This is a genomic window from Rickettsiales bacterium, from assembly GCA_029252805.1.
Classification (GTDB): domain Bacteria; phylum Pseudomonadota; class Alphaproteobacteria; order Rickettsiales; family JALZUV01; genus JALZUV01.
In genome coordinates, this window is sequence record JAQXAR010000035.1 from 1 (window position 1) to 20,433 (window position 20,433).

At 48.4% G+C, this 20,433-nt stretch carries 25 protein-coding genes and 1 tRNA gene; 9 read left to right on the plus strand and 17 right to left on the minus strand.

Annotated elements, in window-relative coordinates:
- The first annotated feature begins 122 nt into the window (after positions 1 to 122).
- The 4 genes from P8P30_07455 (at position 123) to P8P30_07470 (ending at position 4,179) form a co-directional block, all read left to right on the plus strand.
- The gene (locus P8P30_07455) at positions 123 to 1,436 is read left to right on the plus strand and encodes a DNA methyltransferase (protein ID MDG1287388.1); all 1,314 of its coding nucleotides are present in this window, start codon (positions 123 to 125) and stop codon (positions 1,434 to 1,436) included.
- A complete protein-coding gene (locus P8P30_07460) occupies positions 1,429 to 2,031 on the plus strand; it encodes a DUF5681 domain-containing protein (protein ID MDG1287389.1) in 603 nt (200 codons plus the stop codon). Before P8P30_07455 ends, P8P30_07460 begins: the two co-directional genes overlap by 8 nt.
- A gap of 73 nt (positions 2,032 to 2,104) precedes the next feature.
- The gene (locus P8P30_07465) at positions 2,105 to 2,497 is read left to right on the plus strand and encodes a DUF2924 domain-containing protein (GenBank protein MDG1287390.1); all 393 of its coding nucleotides are present in this window, start codon (positions 2,105 to 2,107) and stop codon (positions 2,495 to 2,497) included.
- Entirely contained in the window at positions 2,494 to 4,179 is a 1,686-nt protein-coding gene (locus P8P30_07470) for a recombinase family protein (GenBank protein MDG1287391.1), read from the plus strand. The genes P8P30_07465 and P8P30_07470 overlap by 4 nt, the downstream gene beginning before the upstream one ends.
- 174 nt (positions 4,180 to 4,353) lie before the next feature.
- Here P8P30_07470 and P8P30_07475 read toward each other — a convergent pair.
- From P8P30_07475 to P8P30_07485, 3 genes are all read right to left on the minus strand, one after another.
- A tRNA-Ser gene (locus P8P30_07475) sits at positions 4,354 to 4,443 on the minus strand.
- A gap of 52 nt (positions 4,444 to 4,495) precedes the next feature.
- On the minus strand, positions 4,496 to 4,708 hold the full coding sequence (locus P8P30_07480) for an alkylphosphonate utilization protein (GenBank protein MDG1287392.1): 213 nt from the start codon (positions 4,706 to 4,708) through the stop codon (positions 4,496 to 4,498).
- A gap of 11 nt (positions 4,709 to 4,719) precedes the next feature.
- A complete protein-coding gene (locus P8P30_07485; GenBank protein ID MDG1287393.1) occupies positions 4,720 to 5,757 on the minus strand; it encodes an NADP(H)-dependent aldo-keto reductase in 1,038 nt (345 codons plus the stop codon).
- Positions 5,758 to 5,906: 149 nt separating this feature from the next.
- On the opposite strand from P8P30_07485, the gene P8P30_07490 reads away from it, so the two are divergent.
- Positions 5,907 to 6,677 carry a phytochelatin synthase family protein gene (locus P8P30_07490; GenBank protein ID MDG1287394.1) on the plus strand — a complete coding sequence of 257 codons (771 nt, stop codon included), beginning with the start codon at positions 5,907 to 5,909 and terminating at the stop codon, positions 6,675 to 6,677.
- Positions 6,678 to 6,703: 26 nt separating this feature from the next.
- On the opposite strand, the gene P8P30_07495 is transcribed toward P8P30_07490, so the two are convergent.
- From P8P30_07495 to P8P30_07545, 11 genes are all read right to left on the minus strand, one after another.
- The gene (locus P8P30_07495; GenBank protein MDG1287395.1) at positions 6,704 to 7,447 is read right to left on the minus strand and encodes a carbonic anhydrase family protein; all 744 of its coding nucleotides are present in this window, start codon (positions 7,445 to 7,447) and stop codon (positions 6,704 to 6,706) included.
- Positions 7,448 to 7,470: 23 nt separating this feature from the next.
- Positions 7,471 to 7,842, minus strand: coding sequence for a histidine triad nucleotide-binding protein (locus P8P30_07500; protein ID MDG1287396.1), 372 nt, complete (start codon positions 7,840 to 7,842; stop codon positions 7,471 to 7,473).
- A complete protein-coding gene (locus P8P30_07505; GenBank protein ID MDG1287397.1) occupies positions 7,843 to 8,433 on the minus strand; it encodes a malonic semialdehyde reductase in 591 nt (196 codons plus the stop codon). It abuts the gene before it with no gap.
- Entirely contained in the window at positions 8,430 to 8,762 is a 333-nt protein-coding gene (locus tag P8P30_07510) for a phosphoribosyl-ATP diphosphatase (GenBank protein ID MDG1287398.1), read from the minus strand. The genes P8P30_07505 and P8P30_07510 overlap by 4 nt, the downstream gene beginning before the upstream one ends.
- Positions 8,759 to 9,520: an imidazole glycerol phosphate synthase subunit HisF gene (hisF, locus tag P8P30_07515; GenBank protein MDG1287399.1), complete on the minus strand. Its 762-nt coding sequence runs from the start codon at positions 9,518 to 9,520 to the stop codon at positions 8,759 to 8,761. Before hisF ends, P8P30_07510 begins: the two co-directional genes overlap by 4 nt.
- 336 nt (positions 9,521 to 9,856) lie before the next feature.
- Positions 9,857 to 10,579, minus strand: a complete 723-nt coding sequence (gene hisA / locus P8P30_07520; GenBank protein MDG1287400.1) for a 1-(5-phosphoribosyl)-5-[(5-phosphoribosylamino)methylideneamino]imidazole-4-carboxamide isomerase — start codon at positions 10,577 to 10,579, stop codon at positions 9,857 to 9,859.
- The gene (locus P8P30_07525; GenBank protein ID MDG1287401.1) at positions 10,580 to 11,098 is read right to left on the minus strand and encodes a GNAT family N-acetyltransferase; all 519 of its coding nucleotides are present in this window, start codon (positions 11,096 to 11,098) and stop codon (positions 10,580 to 10,582) included.
- Positions 11,088 to 11,726 (minus strand): imidazole glycerol phosphate synthase subunit HisH, encoded by a 639-nt coding sequence (gene hisH, locus P8P30_07530; protein ID MDG1287402.1) that lies wholly within the window; start codon positions 11,724 to 11,726, stop codon positions 11,088 to 11,090. The genes P8P30_07525 and hisH overlap by 11 nt, the downstream gene beginning before the upstream one ends.
- Positions 11,726 to 12,124 (minus strand): DUF2628 domain-containing protein, encoded by a 399-nt coding sequence (locus tag P8P30_07535; protein MDG1287403.1) that lies wholly within the window; start codon positions 12,122 to 12,124, stop codon positions 11,726 to 11,728. Before P8P30_07535 ends, hisH begins: the two co-directional genes overlap by 1 nt.
- Before the next feature lie 5 nt (positions 12,125 to 12,129).
- Positions 12,130 to 12,723 carry an imidazoleglycerol-phosphate dehydratase HisB gene (hisB, locus tag P8P30_07540; GenBank protein MDG1287404.1) on the minus strand — a complete coding sequence of 198 codons (594 nt, stop codon included), beginning with the start codon at positions 12,721 to 12,723 and terminating at the stop codon, positions 12,130 to 12,132.
- Between the two features lie 32 nt (positions 12,724 to 12,755).
- A complete protein-coding gene (locus P8P30_07545; protein MDG1287405.1) occupies positions 12,756 to 13,493 on the minus strand; it encodes an alpha/beta hydrolase in 738 nt (245 codons plus the stop codon).
- A gap of 230 nt (positions 13,494 to 13,723) precedes the next feature.
- Here P8P30_07545 and P8P30_07550 point away from each other — a divergent pair, with 230 nt between their 5' ends.
- Genes P8P30_07550 through P8P30_07565 form a run of 4 tightly spaced genes read left to right on the plus strand, consistent with a single transcriptional unit; the run spans position 13,724 to position 17,674 of the window.
- On the plus strand, positions 13,724 to 14,227 hold the full coding sequence (locus P8P30_07550) for a prepilin peptidase (protein ID MDG1287406.1): 504 nt from the start codon (positions 13,724 to 13,726) through the stop codon (positions 14,225 to 14,227).
- Positions 14,224 to 15,648, plus strand: a complete 1,425-nt coding sequence (astD, locus tag P8P30_07555) for a succinylglutamate-semialdehyde dehydrogenase (GenBank protein ID MDG1287407.1) — start codon at positions 14,224 to 14,226, stop codon at positions 15,646 to 15,648. Before P8P30_07550 ends, astD begins: the two co-directional genes overlap by 4 nt.
- A complete protein-coding gene (locus P8P30_07560; protein MDG1287408.1) occupies positions 15,648 to 16,937 on the plus strand; it encodes an N-succinylarginine dihydrolase in 1,290 nt (429 codons plus the stop codon). Before astD ends, P8P30_07560 begins: the two co-directional genes overlap by 1 nt.
- A gap of 5 nt (positions 16,938 to 16,942) precedes the next feature.
- Complete coding sequence (locus tag P8P30_07565; GenBank protein ID MDG1287409.1) at positions 16,943 to 17,674, plus strand: EI24 domain-containing protein; 732 nt, start codon at positions 16,943 to 16,945, stop codon at positions 17,672 to 17,674.
- A 72-nt stretch (positions 17,675 to 17,746) separates the two neighbouring features.
- On the opposite strand, the gene rsmD is transcribed toward P8P30_07565, so the two are convergent.
- From rsmD to P8P30_07580, 3 genes are read right to left on the minus strand one after another with little or no spacing between them, the layout of a single operon-like run.
- On the minus strand, positions 17,747 to 18,307 hold the full coding sequence (rsmD, locus tag P8P30_07570) for a 16S rRNA (guanine(966)-N(2))-methyltransferase RsmD (protein ID MDG1287410.1): 561 nt from the start codon (positions 18,305 to 18,307) through the stop codon (positions 17,747 to 17,749).
- 39 nt (positions 18,308 to 18,346) lie between these two features.
- On the minus strand, positions 18,347 to 19,036 hold the full coding sequence (locus tag P8P30_07575; GenBank protein ID MDG1287411.1) for a pseudouridine synthase: 690 nt from the start codon (positions 19,034 to 19,036) through the stop codon (positions 18,347 to 18,349).
- A gap of 9 nt (positions 19,037 to 19,045) precedes the next feature.
- Positions 19,046 to 20,239: a VWA domain-containing protein gene (locus P8P30_07580; GenBank protein ID MDG1287412.1), complete on the minus strand. Its 1,194-nt coding sequence runs from the start codon at positions 20,237 to 20,239 to the stop codon at positions 19,046 to 19,048.
- Positions 20,240 to 20,433: the final 194 nt, after the last annotated feature.

Here is a 20,433-nt window from a genome sequence, read left to right on the forward strand (position 1 = left end):
GAACTAAAAACGAACACCTAAAAACAATTACCGAATAACTGGCAACGATCAACGAAACATTTGGTCGTGGAGTGTTCGTATTATCTCCACAAAATTAATTCTTAAAAGTGGAGATGTACACAATGGTGTTACCCCCTCGTAAATTAAAAGCCGTCTATCGTGAGATAGGCGCACTAAAACCTTATCATCAGAATGCACGCACGCATTCGCCGAAGCAAATTCGCCAGATTGCCAAAAGCATCGAGCAGTTTGGATTCAACAATCCTATTTTGATTGATGAGAAAAACGGCATTGTCGCTGGCCACGGTCGCTTGGAAGCAGCCAAGCTTCTAAAGCTGACCGAAGTACCAACCATCCAACTGAGCCACCTCACACCAGAGCTGGCGCGCGCCTATATGTTGGCTGATAATCGTATCGCCGAAGAATCCGGCTGGGATAAGGGCATCCTGACCATTGAGTTTCAGGGGCTCGCAGATCTAGACTTAGGCTTTGACCTGGACACTACTGGCTTTGAAATGGCCGAAATTGATCTTCTCATTGACGGTGAAGAGGCCGACACCTCTGATCCCGCCGATGAAGTGCCTGAGCTTGAGGAAAAAGCAATCACACAATTCGGTGATATCTGGCAGCTGGGTGAAAATCGTCTCCTCTGCGCTGATGCTTTGGAAGCTGAAAGCTATCAGGCTCTCATGCAGGATGAAAAGGCTGATATGGTATTCACCGACCCGCCATATAATGTCGCCATTGATAAGCATGTGTGTGGCAATGGTAAGATTAAACATCGTGAGTTTGCGATGGCTTCCGGCGAAATGAGCGAAAGTCAGTTTGTAGATTTCTTACATACCTCCTGTTCTAATTTGCGCGATTATAGCCGCGATGGGTCACTTCACTATATCTGCATGGATTGGCGCCATATCTATGAATTACTGCAAGCCGCCAAACCTGTGTACCACTCACTGCACAATATCTGTGTTTGGAATAAGGATAATGGCGGCATGGGCTCCATGTATCGCTCCAAGCATGAGTTCGTCGTAGTCTTCAAGCATGGCAATGAGCCTCACCTCAACAATATCGAGCTGGGCAAACATGGGCGCTATCGCACCAATGTGTGGGATTATGCGGGAGTGAATAGCTTTGCCGGCAATCAATCCGATCTAGCTATGCACCCAACTGTCAAACCCGTTCGTATGGTGGCCGATGCCATCAAAGACTGCACCAAGCGCGGACAGCTGGTACTCGACCCCTTTGCGGGATCGGGCACCACACTGATTGCTGCCGAAAAGTCTGGCCGCATCGCACGCTGTATCGAGCTCGATCCGCTCTATTGCGATACCATCATTCGCCGTTGGCAAGATTATACCGGCCAGGAGGTCGCGCATGTGAATTCAGATAAAACGTTCAACCAACTTAACGAAATGGAGGCAGACAATGAGTAAGCATAAAGACGATAAGAGCTACGAAGTTGGTCACGGAAAGCCACCTAAGAAGTGGCGATATAAACCAGGCCAGTCGGGTAATACAAAGGGTCGCCCGAAAAAGAAAACCGATCCTATTCGAATCTCAATGCAGGCATTCCATGAGTTTATAATGGGTGAAGGTAGTCGCCGTGTTCCAATCACTGACAATGGGAAAACTATACATGTTCCCATTCTTCAGGTCATTATACGACAGCTCTATACCAAAGCAGCAAGTGGTAATATCGAAGCTATTAAGCTGAGCCTTCGGGCAATGCAATTTGCTGCTACCGAAAATGACAAGAATATGCATGAGTGGATTCTGGAATGGAATGCGATGCAGCAGCGTATTTTGAAGTCCCAGGCAAATCCGGGGTCTCTTGACCATTACGATACGATGTATTGCCATTACATGTTCAAGCGCGACATTCGCCGTGTTGAAGGAGAAAAAACCTGGCCATATGAAAATTATGAACCAATCACAAATGAAAATTGGACGGAATTCATCAAAACCTACGAGGATTTGAAGAAAGCCCCAGACACTATTGGTCCGTGGCCGCCTCATTATGCTCGTTAATATGTAGATAGGTTGATCTTTCCACTCGACTTCCTCGGCACGGCAAGCATTGCTGTGTCGAGGAGGACGAGATATGGAGCCATCATTCAAGCAACTGCAGATCGAATGGCAGCAACAGTTCAAACAACCACCGCCGCCAAATGCACGACGCGAGTTCTTAATCGGACATCTACGATGGCACGAACAAGCAAAGCAAAGTAGCGGACTCTCACGCAAAGCTAAATCTCAACTAAAACAACTGACCCAGCAATTACGAAATGGCGTCGACCTAACGCCCGATACGGATATCACATTAAAGTCCGGCACCAAGCTGCTGCGGGAATATAAAGGGCGTAAGCATGAGGTTATCGTCGCCGAAGACGGCTACCAATATAACGGTCAGCATTATAAGAGCCTGTCTAAAATAGCACGCGAGATCACGGGCACTCGCTGGAACGGCAAACTTTTCTTCGGGGTTAAAAAATGAACACCCCAACCAAACGCTGCGCCATCTACACCCGCAAATCATCCGAGGAAGGGTTGGAACAGGAGTTCAACTCACTGCATGCTCAGCGAGAATCCTGTGCTGCCTATATTATAAGCCAGAAGCATGAAGGCTGGGATCTTATTCCCGACGCCTATGATGATGGCGGATTTAGCGGCGGCAATATGCAGCGTCCTGCGCTAAAGCAGCTAATGGAAGATATCGAAGTTGGAAAAGTCGATATTATCGTCGTCTATAAGGTAGACCGCCTAACACGTTCGCTGGCCGACTTTGCGAAGCTGGTTGAGTTGATGGATACGAAGGGCATTTCCTTCGTATCCATCACTCAGCAATTTAACACCACGACATCGATGGGGCGGCTAACGCTCAACGTACTATTAAGCTTTGCTCAGTTTGAACGTGAAGTCACTGGTGAGCGTATCCGCGATAAAATTGCTATGTCGAAGCAAAAGGGCAAATGGATGGGCGGTCTGCCACCGATGGGCTATAAGGCGGTAAAGCAGAAACTCATTATCCACGAAGATGAAGCCAAAGTTATCCAATATATTTTCGAGCGTTATCTGGCATTATGTTCCGTCAACCTACTGAAGGCCGAGCTAGATAGACATGGTTACGTCACTAAGCAGCGTACTTATAAAACAGGCAAGATCACGGGTGGGAAATCTTTCTCCAAAGGTCACCTCTACCGCATTCTGCAAAACCGAATTTATATCGGTGATATTGTGCATAAGGACAAACACTATGAGGGCGAACATGAGGCAATCATTGAGTCAGTAATGTTCGAACAGGTGCAAAAAACCCTGAACGAGAGTCGTATCAGTCGCAGCAATGCAATTGGTGCAAAATCGCCCTGCTTGTTGGCTGGAAAGATATTTGATGATGCGGGTAATTCTATGACACCCAAGCATAGCCTAACTCGCAAACGGCATTATCGTTATTATACCAGTCAGGCTATTATTCAATCGCGTCATCATGAAGCCGGTAGCTTGCCAAACATCCCAGCGGGTGAAATTGAGAAACTGGTAAAAACTGAGCTCAGGAACCTTCTACAAGATAGCGAGAAACTTCAACCACTCCTGACGGGTGAGTCACTGAATGAACAGGCAAGATTATTCACTTTAGCTAACGCACTCACATGGATTGATGCCGAAGAGGAACGCATTTTTCTGCGCAGCTTCATCAGTAAAATCATTATTTCAGACTCACAGATTGAAATCAGCCTTTGTCCGAATAGTCTTCTCAAATCATTGAAAGCGTTAGCGGCTGATAATCCCATTCAGCATCAGGTTGAAACCAATATCGAGAATCCCATCCAACTCACCCGAAAAGCAAAACTCGCGGCAACCAATAACGGCAGCAAAGTGATTGCGGGACAAATTGCCAGTGGCTGCAACATGCAGCTAGTTAAATCCGTCACTCGAAGCTTCCTCTGGCATGAGCAGATTGTGAATGGCGAGGTGAGCTCTCTCAACGAAATCAGAGAACGTGATAAGGTTACGTCGAACTCATATTTCACCAATGTCATGCGTCTGAGGTTTCTGGCTCCAGATATCATTGAGACTATTCTGAATGGAACACATCCCACAGAATGGACTATCGGTAAAATCTTCAAAGTTGAGACATCCAACTGGCACGAACAACGTCAGCAACTGAACCTCATTTAATCTCCATCTCCCCTTCCGAAAGCGGCAACAGAGAATATCGGCGTAATTGGGCACTAAACTCTCCGAAATCGAGTTCTCCTAGGGGAGATGGCAGGCATCACCTTACGCGCATCGGCGCACACGCCGGGGCTCTGGCGAGACGCTCTCTGAATGTGTTGGAAACTTAGGAAACAGTGGCGGAGAGACAGGGATTCGAACCCTGGAAGGAGTTGCCCCCTTGCTAGTTTTCAAGACTAGTGCATTCAACCGCTCTGCCATCTCTCCACGCGAATGACTAGTTAGCAGGGTCTAACTAAGCCGACAAGTGTAAACTTACTTAGTTTTTCTTCAAAAATTCTGTGCGAAGCACGATGGTTGATTTGCCGATGCGGCATTCTACTTCATCTTCGTCATTGGTTAGGCGAATTTTATTCACTTTCGTGCCACGCTTTAAGTTCAATGACGAACCTTTTACTTTTAAATCACGGATGAGGGTAACGGCGTCACCATCATTCAATTCATTACCGTTACTGTCTTTTACTTCGCTCATGGGTTTTTCCTTTATGGCGCTGGATTGGGGTTTTGATTATGTACGGCTTCAATTTCCGCTAGAATCTCATCGCTAAGTTTTACGTCGATAGAATCAATATTCTCTTTTAACTGCTCCATAGTCGTCGCACCAACGATATTACTGGTCAGGAACGGACGCGTATTCACATAAGCTAATGCCATTTGCGCAGGGCTGAGGCCATGCTTTGCGGCAATGGCACTATAAGCTTCCGCCGCAGCGACCGAGCGCTCTCCTAAATAACGTTGGAATTGATCAAATACCGTGAGGCGACCTTTGGCAGGCTTTGCACCTCCATTATACTTCCCCGTCAACATGCCAAAGGCGAGAGGCGAATAAGCGAGCAGGCCACACTGTTCACGTATGGAGATTTCTGCACAACCCACTTCGTAGCTCCGGTTCAAAAGGCTATAAGGGTTCTGTACAGACATCACCCGTGGCAACCCCTTCTCCCTCGCTAAACGAAGGCATTCATTGATACCCCACGGCGTTTCGTTCGATAGGCCGATATGGCGCACTTTACCCGCTTTAACGAGTTCCTCTAACGCAGACAGAGACTCCTCCAGCGCAATCGCATCATCTTCTAATTTATGATTATAGCCGAGCTGCCCGAAAAAGTTCGTTGAACGATCAGGCCAATGCAGCTGGTAGAGATCGATATAATCGGTCTTAAGGCGCTTTAGGCTGCCTTCAGCGGCTTCTAAGATATGTTTACGGCTCAAGCGAGACTCTTCGCCACGAAACCACTCCATGCCAGAACGACCCGTTACTTTGCTCGCCAGAATGACTTGATCTCGGTTTTTACGAGATTCGAACCAATTACCGATGATGGCTTCGGTCGAACCTTGCGTTTCTGCCATGGGAGGAACGGCATAAAGTTCGGCCGTATCAAAGAAATTAACTCCACGCTCTAGCGCGTAATCCATCTGCTCGAAACCTTCATCTTGAGTGTTTTGCTGCCCCCAAGTCATTGTTCCCAAACAAAGAGTACTTACGTCAATATTCGTATTTCCGAGTTTTTTGGTTTCCATATCAGATATTAATTCCTTAACAATATTTCATATTTATGACAGAATCGCAAAAAAGTGCAAAAAGTGCATTCCTGTAAACAAACTGTAACAATCTTTTGCTATATTGCACGTGAGCCAAGAAAAACACCACATAAAAACAAGGATCGGTAATGAAATATTCAGAGAATAAAATTCACGCAACGACCATCGCTTGGGATACAGTTGAAGGCAAGCGTCGTCTCTTTGAATCACGTTTCAATAAAGATTTTTTTGAACTTGCCCATCGCTTCCAGCCCCAAATGAAGCCAACCTATTGCGGCGTTGCCAGTGCGGTCACCGTACTCAATGCCCTAAGGCTCAAAACAGGCCTCCGAATTGATTCCGGACTCGAAGTCCAAGCCCCTGCCACACATGGCGGCAACACCATGCATTATAATAGTTATTCGCAGCTCACTTTCATGAATGAGCAAACCGACGCCGTAAAGCCACGCGACTGGGTTGAAGGCGTCACCGTAGCTTGCGAAACAACGGGTGATATCGTCTTTGAGCCCGGCTTAAGTCTCGACCAATTGGCGCGCAAATTAAAACATTACCTGCTTAGCGTCCAAGCCAAGCATGCGGATATCACAGAGCAACCAAAAACCAGCAAAGACAACCCTGTCACTCGTTTTCGCCAAGACCTAATGGCTTACTTGAATGACAAGAGCACGTTCATCATCGTGAATTACCTTGGTAGGGATATTGGTAAAAATGTGGGAGGCCACTTCTCACCCATTGCCGCTTACCATAAAGCGACCGATAGCTGCCTCGTCATGGATGTAGCTGGACATAAGCACCCATGGTTTTGGGTTAGCTTGCAAGACCTCTATCACGCAATGGCCACCCAAGATGGCACAGATACTCGCGGATATTTACTCGTATCAGATAAGCTGCGCCACTAGGGTGAAACTCCACCGACCTCAATTAGTTACTCACTGATAACGAGGCGGTTATTCGCGGGCTGTAGCGGACGTGCATTCATTTTCGTTATGCCTTTAAAGGCGATAATTTGCTTCGCAGACAAACTAATTGGCGACTCTAACATATGCCAATTCACGCCTTCAGAGCATGGCGGCGTGGTTAAAGATCCCGAGAAACGCATATATCGATGCGTATCTGGCAACAAATCTGCCGGATTGATCTTCACACTTGTACTCAAGAAGTTACCCTTATTCGCCGGAAGCTTGACCCAAATTTTATCAATCGCAGCATTGGCCGCACCGCTTTCAATCATCACCCCAAGCACACCTAAAGCACCATCACTTTGGCGCTTATGCACAAGATGAAGCGACATTGGAAAAGCCTGACCATTAATGTGATACTCACTCGGCGTATGGAAGTGATATTGTAACAGGTCATACACATCATCGCCCACGGTCATCGTTTGGCCGGCAGGAATCGCAACGGTCACGCCATTCGCATCACGCGTTACATCCAAAACTGCAGCGCTATAATTAAATTCGAGTGCGGGAAGGCTCGTTTCAAAATTCGCTTTAATATCGAATGGAGATTGCAAACGACCGGTATCACACACGCTAAAATCTGTATCTAACTGCCCCCATTTTTCAGGTCCCGTATCGCCTTCATAACCCCATTCACCTTCAGCAGCCGCCAAAACAGCCGTGGAACTAAGTGCGAGAATACTCAAACACGTCATCATTAATTTATTCATTTTGCTTCTTCCTGATATTTTATTTATCGGTTGGCTGCATCTTCAGCCGTTAGCCCGCCTAGGCTGGTACCGCCTAGAATATGGATATGAAAATGCGCAACGGTTTGATTCGCATCAGCCCCATGATTCGTAATCAGACGATAACCGGATTTCACCAGCCCTTCCTGCGCCGCCACTTTGCGAACTGAGGCAAAAAACTGGCCCACAAATTGAACATCCTGTTCGGCAAAATCATCAAAAGACGTCACCTCACGTTTTGGAATTACCAAAATATGCGACGGAGCCGCTGGTGCAATGTCACGAAATGCTAGAGCGAACTCATCTTCATAAAGCTTCTCACACGGAATTTCATCACGCAGGATTTTCGCAAAGATATTTGCTGAATCGTATTTCATTTAAATGATCTTGCAGAATTTATCGAAATCAGGGCGTGGGCTGCGATCAAAGAGAGAGGATTCCAACCCGTAACCGATATTGCAAAGAAAGTTCGATTTAATCTTCGTGCCCGCAAAGAATAGCTCATCGACCATCTCGTTATTAAAGCCCGAAAGCGCGCCCGTATCTAAACCCAATGCACGTGCGGCGAGGATGAAATATCCGCCCTGCATGCTCGAATTACGAAAAGCACTATCTGCAATCAGCTTATCGTTGCCTTCAAACCAGCTCTTCGCATCTGCATGCGGGAAAAGCTCAGGAAGGTGCTCGTAAAATTCCATATCCATACCCAGAATCGCACAAGCAGGAGCCGTCTTTACTTTATCGACATTCCCCTCTGCAATAGCAGGCATAAGCTTGGCTTTCGCCCCATCCGATTTCACATAGATCAGGCGCAAAGGCTGCATATTCGCAGAAGTTGGCCCCATCTTGGTGAGGTCATAAAGCTGAGTCAGCAACTCGTCAGATACAGCTTTATCTTCCCAACCATTATAAGTGCGTCCATCGTTAAACAGGCGGTCTAACACGTCTTGGTTTAATGCATTACTCATGACTTTTTCTTATCCCTATTTTTCTTTTCTTCGATACCGGAGATACTCTCACGCTTTTGCAGCTCTTTCATGAGCTGTTTCGGCGTAATTTCCATATCTGTCCATAACACGCATAAATGGTATAATAGATCCGCCGTCTCACTAATAGTTTCTTTTTTGTAATCTTGGACAGCCGCTAGCGAAAGTTCGACCGCTTCTTCGCCTACTTTTTTACAAATATGCTCGCGGCCTTTCTTCATCAACTTGGCCGTATAAGACTTATCCGGCGATTGCTTGCTGCGCTTTTTGATGGTTTTCATCAGCACATCTAAGGTTTCAAATTCGCTCATGTGACACTCCTAATTGCTACGCCCGCATCATGCATGGCTTGTTTTGCTTGGGCAATAGACACTTCACCGAAATGGAAAATAGAGGCTGCCAGCACCGCAGATGCATGACCTTCCGTAACGCCCTTCACCAGATGCGACACCTCCCCTACGCCACCGGAAGCGATAATCGGCACGCTCACCGCATCCGCAATCGCACGAGTCATGGGGATATCAAAACCGATGCGCGTGCCATCTCTATCCATTGAAGTCACAAGCAATTCGCCCGCGCCATAATCGACCATCTTTTTCGCCCACTGAACCGCATCAATCCCCGTCGCGTTGCGTCCACCATGTGTGAATATTTCGAAGCAATCGCCAACCGCTTTCGCATCAATCGCCACGACGATACATTGACTGCCAAACTTTTGCGACGCTTCGCGCACAAATTCAGGATTCTTCACCGCTGTCGTGTTGATGCTAACTTTATCGGCGCCTGCCATTAGCAGCTTGCGAATATCTTCCAGCGTGCGCACACCGCCGCCGACCGTAAACGGCATAAAACAGTTCGCCGCCACCTGCTCGACCATCTCATAAAGCGTACCGCGATTCTCAATAGTGGCACCAATATCGAGGAAACATAACTCATCCGCGCCTTCAGCATCATAACGCTTAGCCTGCTCCACCGGATCCCCCGCATCGCGCAAACCGACAAAATTAATCCCCTTGACCACACGACCGTCTTTAACGTCGAGACAAGGAATAAGGCGAGTTTTTAGCATAGAGCGATATATAGGCAAATTTCCCGCACAATAGCAAGGAATCGTCACAGAACCGTAACATTTCTGCGCGGCCATACATGTTATATTAACGCTGGTTTTTTGTATAATTTTGAAATTTCAAACGAACCTTTCAAGCTTGTGCTTTCGAAGACCGGACAACTTTACAGCTCAACCCAGTTTGAGTTGCTAAGCGGTCAAAAAACTGCAGGCTATGTTATATTTTTGGATTACAATCCGGAAAATAGACCATAGCTACGATGAAAATGAGAAAACTGAAAAAAGAAATTCCGATGCCGCGCTTGCGTGGTGTCGGATTTTCTTTGTCTAAATTTTGGCTTAATCCTCTAACGTCGCGCGGGCTTTGGCGATGTCCATGCCTTCATAGAGGGCGCGGCCAACAATGGCGCCGGCGATGCCTTGTTTCTTTTGCGCGCGGACTTTTTTTAGATCATCTAACGATGACACTCCGCCTGAAACGATCACCGGAATATCCACCGCTGCCGCTAGTTTCAAGGTTGCGCTGAGATCTGGTCCTTGCATCATACCGTCACGTTCAACCGCGGTATGGATGATTGCTGCCACGCCGCAATCGGCAAATCGCTTGGCGAGTTCAATCGCATTCACGCCACTATCCGTCGCCCAGCCTTCGGTCGCAACATTGACGCCTTTTGTGTCGATCCCCACCGCGATACGGTCGGGAAATTCCTTACAAGCCTCTTCCACTAATGCCGGATTCTTCACCGCAATCGTGCCGAGAATCACGCGATTAATACCGGTCATCAGCCAAGTTGAAATACAATCCATCGTACGAATACCACCGCCCAGCTGGATATTACTATCCACCGCTGCACGGATATTGGCGACCGTTCGGCGATTAATCGGCTCACCGGCAAAGGCGCCATTTAAATCGACCAGATGCAGCCAATCACACCCCGCCTGCGCAAAGGCTTTGGCCGGTGCGGTTGGGTCTGCATCAAACACGGTCGAATCTTCCATACGCCCTTGTTTGAGGCGTACGCATTGGCCGTCTTTTAAATCAATTGCAGGATACAAGTGCATTTAGCGCTCCAACGTTTTGGCGTAGAAGTAACCCGTGACCATACGGCCATTGATCATTTCGTAATAAGGCATTTCGCCCCATTTTGAGTATCCGTGAGACTCGTAAATCTCGATGGCGCGTTTTTGTGATTCACGCACTTCCAAATGCAGCGCGCGGAAACCATGACGTTTCGCTTCGTCTTCGGCATCTTGCAATAGTTGCACCGCCATGCCATGCCCCCGCGCCCAAGGAGCCACAAAATGGTTCGTAATACGTGCCCGGAAAGCTTGCGATTGTTTGCTCGCGGGTGGTTTTACCAGCTGAATCGCTCCGGCAATGGTGCCGTCTAGGCGGCCCACGAATAGCTCACGCCCAGGAACAACAAGTACGCCCCGCCAGTAAGATTCCAACACCTCACGCGCAGGCGCGGTATTCCAGTTAAAGCCGATCCCATCGCGGATCGCTTCTTCTGTCGCTTCGCAGAGCGACGCCTTATCAGCACGTTTCAGTTCGGTGAGTTTTTCTATTTTAAGAGGCATGCGGCAGTTGTACGAAATTCTGCAAAATTCGCAAGCCCGTCTTTTGACTCTTTTCCGGATGGAACTGCGTGGCGAAGAGATTATCGCGCGCGATTGCAGCAACCAAAGCCCCTCCGTAATCGACTGTTACCGCCGTTACATCCTCACTCGGCACGCAATGATAACTATGCACGAAATAGGCATGGTCGCCTTCCTCAATACCCTCTAGTAGTGGATGCTCAATCGACAACTGTAATTCATTCCAGCCCATATGCGGGATTTTGAGTGATTTATCCGAAGGCTCTAAGGCGAGCACCTCGCCCTTAAACCAGCCCAACCCTTGCGTGGAGCCATACTCAACGCCGCGCTCGAACAACATTTGCATACCCACGCAAATGCCTAGGAACGGTGAGCTTCTCTGCAGCACTTTTGCCTCCAACGCTTCACGCATGCCACAAAGAGCATTCAGCCTGTCCATGCAATCGGCAAACGCGCCAACACCGGGCAAGATCACATGCGTTGCTTGCGCAAGTTCAGCTGCATCGGAGCAGAGAAAGATTTCGGTATTTTCCTGCGCGACATGCCGAACCGCCTTCTCTACCGAATAGAGATTGCCGGACCCCACATCAATGATGGCAATACGCTTCATTAGCTCTGTGCAGAGAGCCAGTTGGAATAAAACCGACGCTTCGCCGCTAATTCTGACTCACCCGATACAACATCCGAAAGGATATAGCCTTTGGTACGCAACTTTTTACTACGCCAGTGGTTTCCATCAAAGCCAACCAAGGTACGCACCGCCAGTTCGATAATAAAAGAACTGATCAGCCCAACACCAAGCTGTACTCCGGCCCCTACAAAGCCCCCCCAAACGGCGAGTACTAAGGCTCCATATAGCCATAAGCCATGATAAAGGCACCAGAAGCCATGGAACACAAATGCCCAGAGAGAGAAATGTTCCTCGACAAATTCTGCCGTCTCATGTGGCACATCATCATCGGGTTTAATGTAAACCGCATAGAGCTTCATACTGTTAGAACCAAACATATGCGTTATCCCTCCAACGTGCCTTTGGTGGAAGGCACGGCGTCCAGCGCACGTGCATCCACTTCAATCGCTTCGCGTAGCGCGCGGGCTAGTGCTTTAAAGCAGCTTTCGATAATGTGATGGTTATTGGTGCCGTAGCGATTTTCGACATGCAGCGTTGCGCCGAGGGAAAAGGCAAAAGCCTGGAACCATTCTTTGAAAAGTTCTGTATCCATCTCGCCCACTTTATCGCGGTCAAATTCAACATTCCACACGAGGTAAGGGCGACCTGAAATATCAATCGCACATTCGGTTTTGGTTTCATCCATCGGGATAATCCGCTGACCGTAGCGCTTAATACCACGCCGCTCGCCGAGCGCCTTTTTCACGGCCGTACCAATCGCAATACCGCTATCTTCAGTGGTGTGGTGACCATCAATGTGCAAGTCGCCATCGGCCTTTACCACCATATCAATCAGGCTATGTTTCGATAGCTGTTCCAGCATGTGATCCAAAAAGCCGATACCCGTTTGGATATCATACTTGCCCGTCCCATCGAGACTCACCTCAGCCGAAATTTGGGTTTCCGTCGTATTACGTTCAATTTTTGCAGTTCTCATGCCGTTGTTTTACGCCAAAAACCCTAAAGGTTCTAGCGTAAAAATGCTCGCACCTTTTCTACCTGCCATGAGCGATCAAACTCAACATGGCCGCGCGCATCGACAATTTCGAGTGATTTGGGATCATTTGCCGCCTCATAAAGCGCTTTACCGTGACGCGATGGAACAATATTATCGACTTGATTATGGAAAATAATCAGCGGCGTTTTTACCTGAGAAATCTTGCTTAAAGAATCATAGCGATCCTTCACCAGATATTTCGTCGGTAGCCAAAAATGGATCTCCGCCGCGCGTTTCCATAGCGAGGTAAACGGCGCCTCTAATATCAATGCATGTGCTTTCATTTCCATCGCCATTTGTACGGCCACACCGGTACCGATCGATTCGCCGTAAAGGATGATATCCGATTCCGCCAGACCTTGTTCTTTCAAATAGGTAATCGCGGTACGGGCATCGGTATAGAACCCCTCTTCACTCGGCATCCCCATTGAAGTTCCATAGCCGCGCCATTCTAGCGCTAACACGCCATAGCCCGCCATGTGAAAAGCATTATAAACGGGTGCGCGATAAGAGATATTTCCGGCATTTCCATGCATATGCAAAACCGTCGGCATCCCTTGCTTCGCAGGCATTTCCCATGCGGTGAGTGTCGCGCCATCAGGAGATTTGAGCGTGAGCACCTGCGCTTCAACTCCGTAAGCTTGCGGCTCTAGCAATGCCTTATCTGGAAAGTACATCAGTTTACGCTGAAACAGGTACATCAACGCCATAACAACGCAATAAATTAAAATCGCTTTAAAAATCATTCTAAATAGCTTTTCCTTCATTGCACCAGCTTTGCCAGTCGGCTAGCGTAAGCGCAATTTAAATTTGGATATTTAAAAGTGATGTCGCAACAAAACTTTCTTTCAGGGGTCAGCTGGCAAAGTCAGACCACCGCTAGCGGTAAAACATGCACAGCGTGTGAGCGCCACTTCATTACAAATGAGGTGATAGCATTATGATCATTATTGCACTCATGCTCATCGCCCTCATGCTCGCCGTTTTCTGGTTTGATGCATCGCGCTTTATTATTCCCAACTGGCTCGTACTTTGCGTGCTGGCGCTTTACCCTATCTATCTTCTGTTAAGCCCTGTGCCAATTGACTGGATTGGTGCATTGGGCGTTGCCGTCATTGCCTTCGCAGTGGGCATCGCCTTATTTGCCGGTAACATTATGGGCGGAGGGGATGTCAAACTGCTCACTGCCTGTTGCCTATGGGTCGGCATGCATCCTATTTTAGAATATATAATCCACACGACGCTTATTGGTGGCGTATTATCCATCGCCCTTTTGGCAGGACGCCCGGTCGCTGGATATCTCTGGCTCAAAATTATTAAAAGCGACACCATGCCGCGCCTATTAGAAAAAGGTGCGCCCATCCCTTACGGATTAGCCATTGCCGGAGGCATGCTAATTCTGATAGCACAGAATAAACTAACAGGAATGACATTACCGATATGACCCTACTAAACTCGACCAACCCCGCGACCGGTGAAATAATTTGGCAAAAAGAATCCAACACACCCGCTGATGTGAACGCCGCTGTTGCAAGTGCACGCGCCGCCTTTCCTGCTTGGGCGAAACGCCCACTGGCCGAACGTGTAGAGATTCTAGAACGCTACCGCGATCTGCTCACTGAAAACAAAGCCGCTATGGCTGAAGCCATCGCCATGGAAACCGGAAAACCCCTCTGGGATGCTTTAGGCGAAGCAGGTGCGATGGTCGGTAAAGTCGGCATCTCGCTCAAAGCTTACAATGAGCGCACCGGCGAAAATTCATTCGATATGGGCGCAGGCCTTACCGGACACCTCACCCATCGCCCGCATGGTGTGATGGCCGTATTTGGCCCTTATAACTTCCCCGGACACTTGCCGAATGGCCACATCATTCCCGCACTCATCGCCGGTAATACGATTGTGTTCAAACCCAGCAACATGACGCCAATGGTGGGCGAAAAAATGGTCGATCTAATGCATGAAGCAGGCATTCCCAAAGATGTCGTAATTTATGTCCAAGGCCAGCGCAATGTCGGCGAAGCGCTATCGCACCATAAGGGCATTGATGGCTTACTCTTCACCGGCTCCACCCATGTCGGCACGATCCTCAACAAGCAGCTCGCAGGCGATCCAGATAAGATCATTGCGCTTGAGATGGGTGGCAATAACCCGCTAATCGTGTGGAACCCAGAATCTCCTGAAGCTGCAGCCTACCATACGGTGCTGTCAGCCTTTATCTCCACCGGTCAACGTTGCACTTGCGCACGTCGTTTAATCTTGCCTAAAGGCGCAGAAGGCGATGCAGTGCTAGAAGCCCTCATCCCCCTTGCGCAGAACCTTAAGGTCGGTGCCTATAACGAAGCCGAAGAGCCTTTCATGGGGCCTTTAATTCGTCAAAAAGAAGCTGAAGATATTATCGCCGCTCAAGCCGAGCTGGAGAAAGTCGGCGGCCAGCCATTGCTAAAATCGACCATGCCGCGCGAAGGCCTTCCCTTCATCACGCCGGGCATCATGGATGTAACCAACATCAATAACCGCGAAGATATTGAATTCTTCGGGCCTTTCCTACAGGTCATCCGCGTGGCTGATTTTGACGATGCCATTGCCGAAGCCAATAACACAAGCTATGGCCTCAGCAGCGCCATCTTCACAAAAGACAAAGCTCTCTATGAACGCGCTCTACTCGAAGTTCGCGCAGGCCTCATCAACTGGAATCGCCAGACGACCGGTGCCTCCGGTGCTATGCCATTTGGCGGCGTCGGCGTCAGCGGAAACCACCGCCCAGCGGCTTATTATGCCTCGGATTATTGCGCCTTCCCTATCGCCTCAGTTGAGAGCGAAGCGCTCGATGTGCCAGAGACTCCAGCCGCAGGTATTGTGCTGTAATGAGCACCATTGAAGTCAATTTCGACGGCCTTGTCGGCCCGACCCATAACTATGCGGGCTTAAGCTTTGGCAACCTCGCATCTGAGAATAATTTGGGGGATACGTCTCGCCCGAAAGCGGCAGCGCTACAGGGGTTGACGAAAATGCAATTCGTGAGTGGCTTGGGGCTCACCCAAGGGCTACTACCGCCACTCAAACGACCTTTCCTCAAACTTCCACGTCAACTTGGCTTTACGGGATCGGATGAGGAAGTGATGCGTGAGGTAGTTAAAACGATGCCACAACTTCTCTCGCAAATTTATTCGGCCAGCAATATGTGGGTCGCTAATGCGGCCACGGTTTCGCCGAGTGCCGATTGCTCGAATAGCACAGTCAATTTCACCGCCGCTAATCTCGTCACACACATGCATCGCTCGATTGAGGCGAAAGAGACCGAGATGAATCTTCGCACTATCTTTGCCGATAAAAACCATTTTAGTCACCACGCACCCCTGCCTGCTTATGCCAGATTTGGCGATGAAGGCGCGGCTAATATTATGCGTTTTACGACTCAGCATGGCAAGGCGGGCCTAGAGGTTCTGGTTTACGGCGAAAACACCAAACGCTTCCCGGCCCGTCAAACGGAAGTAGCGTCTGAGACGGTGTTGCGCCGCCATGGCGTACAGAATGCGATGACCGCTCAACAATCCAGTTTCGCGATTGATGAAGGCGTGTTTCATAATGATGTGATCGCCGTCGCCAATGAGAATGTGCTGCTTTATCACGAACATGCGTTCGAAGAAGGTGACACCGCTATTGATAAAATGGAAGCTGCCTTTGGCCACCCCCTCATCCGCCTAAAAGTGATGGATGCCGATGTGTCGGTCAAGGATGCCGTTACAACCTATCTGTTTAATTCGCAACTCATCACCTTACCTGATGGCTCGATGGCCATCATCGCGCCGACTGAATCAGAAGAGAATGCTGCTGTTGCAGCCACTTTTCAGCGCTTTGTTGAGGCCAATGATAATCCGATACAAAAAGTGCATTATTTAAACCTTCGCGAGAGCATGAAAAATGGCGGTGGCCCCGCTTGCTTGCGTCTTCGTGTCGCGCTTAACGAGGTTGAACTCGCTGCCATGCACCAAGGCATCCTCTTTACTGATCATCTACATGAACGCCTCGGGAATTGGGTCGAAACGCATTACCGCGAGGCCCTCTCGCCCGATGAATTAAGCGATATCAATCTCATGCACGAGTCGTTCAAAGCGCATGAAGAGTTGAATAAGTTACTGGAACTCCCTACATAAGCGCTATGGAACTCGTATTTAGAAGCGCCATTAAGGCGATTGATGATTTTAAAGCTCCCGGCATGGTGAAGCTTTTCTTTATGTGCTTAGGCCTAACGGCGCTCGCAGCTGGCTTCGTAATTATGGTCGGTGTCAGCATGGTACAATCATGGCTTGGCCCATGGATGCCTTCCGGAGACACGCTGGGCTTTGCTTGGCTTGGCTGGATTGCCGACTTCATCTTCTGGGGATTATCCGTTGCAGCTTTTGTCGTTCCAGCCTTCCTCATATTCTGGTCGCTGATGATTTTCATCGCCAGTTTCTTTGACGAACATATTGCCGAGAAAATTGAAACCCACCGCTATCCGAAAATGGCACTGGGTACGAACCAACCTTTCTGGCAAGAGATTCGTCATGATATCTTATTTGTTCTGAAAACGATTTTTTTGAACCTACTACTCGTTATTATTCCACTCTTTTGGCCTTTTTGGCCGCTCCTCTTCCCAGCACTGAACGCTTACCTGCTCGGCACTTACTTCTTCATGATGGCCGGTGGTCGCCATGTGGGCAAAAAGGAAGCAAAGAAGCTCGCGAAAACTCATCGCTGGAAAGTAATGGGTGCAGGCTTACTCATTGTCATCGCCTCAGGCATCCCGTTCCTGAACTTACTGGTTCCCTTCTGGGGCGTCGCGATGATGGTGCACCTCTATCACCTTGTTGATAACCCACAGATCGTAGAGCAGCTACCTGCGAGTTAAATTTTCGCGCACAAACTCTATATGAACGCTGCATCACCTTGACTGTCATCCTGAGGGTACAATTCTTTAAAGTTATGCCTTCTTGGCGAAAATCATACGGCTGATGCCGTATTTGCGTTCATCTAAAAGGATCAAGCCGTCCGGAAGCTCTAAGGGTTCTTTCCAGCTTTGCTCCAACACGATAGCGGTGTTTTCATTGATCCACCCCCCCGCCAGAGCTGTTTTGAGTGAGGCGATTCCCATGCCCGTTTCATAAGGTGGATCCAAGAACAAAAGATCATAAGGCTGGTTCGCTGGCGGCAACTGGGTGGAATCGGTACGTAAGATTTTGCAATTCTCTGTCTCATCGAACTGATCTAGATTAAACTCCACTGCATCCAATGAGGCGCGGTTTTTATCAACGAAGGTTACGTGCTTAGCGCCGCGCGACAGGGCCTCTAGGCCCATGGCACCGGAACCACAGAAGATATCAGCAACACGCCCCTGCAGCACTTCGCGGTCACCATATTCACCGTGGGTTAAAATATTAAAGATCGCTTCACGCGTACGCGCACCGGTCGGACGAACCTCGTTGCCTGAAGGCGCCTCGATACGTCGGTTCTTATGTTTTCCAGAAATGATACGCATCGCCATTATTAAATCATAAAGCGGTTACGGGGTGAGGCAAGAAACTTAAGGTTTGTTTAGAGATAAAGTGGGTTTCTGCAATTTACCTGAGGCTAAATCACCCAACTCATACTGTCCGTAAGAAACCCGAATAAGGCGACTGACCGGGTGATCAAAATATTCAAATACACGTCGAATCTCACGATTCTTACCTTCAGTAAGCGTCACGACAAGCCAGCTATTCGTGCCTTTTTTCTCTACCACCGTTTTGAGTGGACGGTAACTCATGCCATCAATCTTGACGCCTTTAGTTAAACGCGCCAACGTATCTTTACTTGGACATCCTCGCACACGCACACGGTATTTACGTTCGAGTCCCGTTGAGGGAAGCTCTAGCTCTCGCTTTAACTCACCATTATTGGTCATGAGCAATAAGCCTTCAGAGTTTAAATCTAAACGACCTACGGGGTGGAGCTGTTGTGCATCTTTGGGGAGATGATCATAAATCACAGCGCGACCCTGTGGATCGCTGCGTGTTGTCATCACACCTTTAGGTTTATGGAAGAGCCAGATGGCTGCTTTTGCAGGTGCAGGGATAGGCTTGTCATCCACCTCAATCAGTGAATCATCGGATACATTAAGGGCGGGGCTATCAATCAGCTCGCCATCAACCTGTACTCTACCTTGTTCAATCCAACGTTCCGCTTCACGACGTGAAGCTAATCCGCTGGCGGCTATCGCCTTGGCTATACGCATAGGACTCCTCTATTGGAGGATACGAATACGCCCGGTTGTCTGGCCAATCAATGAGAATATTTGATCTAGGTCATTACCCGTTTGAGCGTACAAGCTTTGCGCTGGATCACTTGCACAGTAATCCATCAATTGAAGGTTTACACCACCGTTGGCTCCGCTACCAAAACGCACCGTCCAAATGGAAGGGTCGTTTGTTGGTGGGAACAGCACCTGAAGTGGAACACCGCCTGAGCTCATTTGATGTTTAAACACCTCTCCATTAGGCATCATAGAGACGAGCCCTTTCATAGAGTCACACTCCAACGCTGCCATCTCATGCGGACTACCAACAGCGAAAGATCCTGCATAATCAGGGTGTTTTGGGTTCATGTAGGGATAGGTTTGGTTTAATTGACCATCTGTCATGAAGATAATGATACTTTGGCGATCTTGATTATCAGATACAGCGGCCTCAATAAGGCGCTCTTTAGAATCACGCAAGCCACAACCACCACAAGTAGTACCGCCGGGCACTAGCATTGGGTTTAGTTGCAAGATAAGACTCGCTTTATCATCATTCAAAGGCTCTGAACTTGCATATTGACCACGATAATTGGTCAAACTTACACGATAATTAGAAATGCCATTGGCTCCTACGCCCTGATTGGCAAATATAATATCAAGGAAGTTATTAATCGCCAATCCGACCGCTTGCGCCTTTGAGCCACCCGAACCACTACTACCTCCCATTGAGCCTGAGGAATCAATAATAAAATAATAATCAGCAGGTGCAAAAGATCCAGATGCCAAACCTACTGTACTGGCTCCGCCTACATTCACCGTAGCATTAACATTTGTACCTCGGCTAAAGAATGCTGGAACATCAAACCCTCTAGGTACCACGGCTACGGTACCTGCGGCTGTGTCCACTGTATGTGTTACATCCGTATTGTAATTATAACCAATGCTGAACGTTCCGACCGGTAAATTCGCCATGAAATAAGCCTGAGCCTTCGCAGCATCCCCGCCTTCAACAGCCGAAGCTACGGCAGCAGCATCGGCGGCGCCGGCGATGGCACTAGAGGCCATAAAGGCACGCCCTAAATCCATGGACAGCGCAATGGTTAGAATCAACACATTCAACATCACCACAAAGATGATCATAATCGCTCCGCACTCGTCTTTAACGAACCCGCTCACACTATTTTTTTTGATTTCTGACATCGTTACATTCCCTAAACTTATATTTCTAACCTTATCCTAGTTTAGCACCCAACTATAACAGTTTCATGACAATATAGAAGGGGCTGACACCTAACATTTAAATTGTTAGGAGTTATTGATGTATATAAAGCATTGTAAGTTATCGAGAAATAAGCAGTTAGAGTTGATAAAATATTTCATTGCGGGTTCTACGG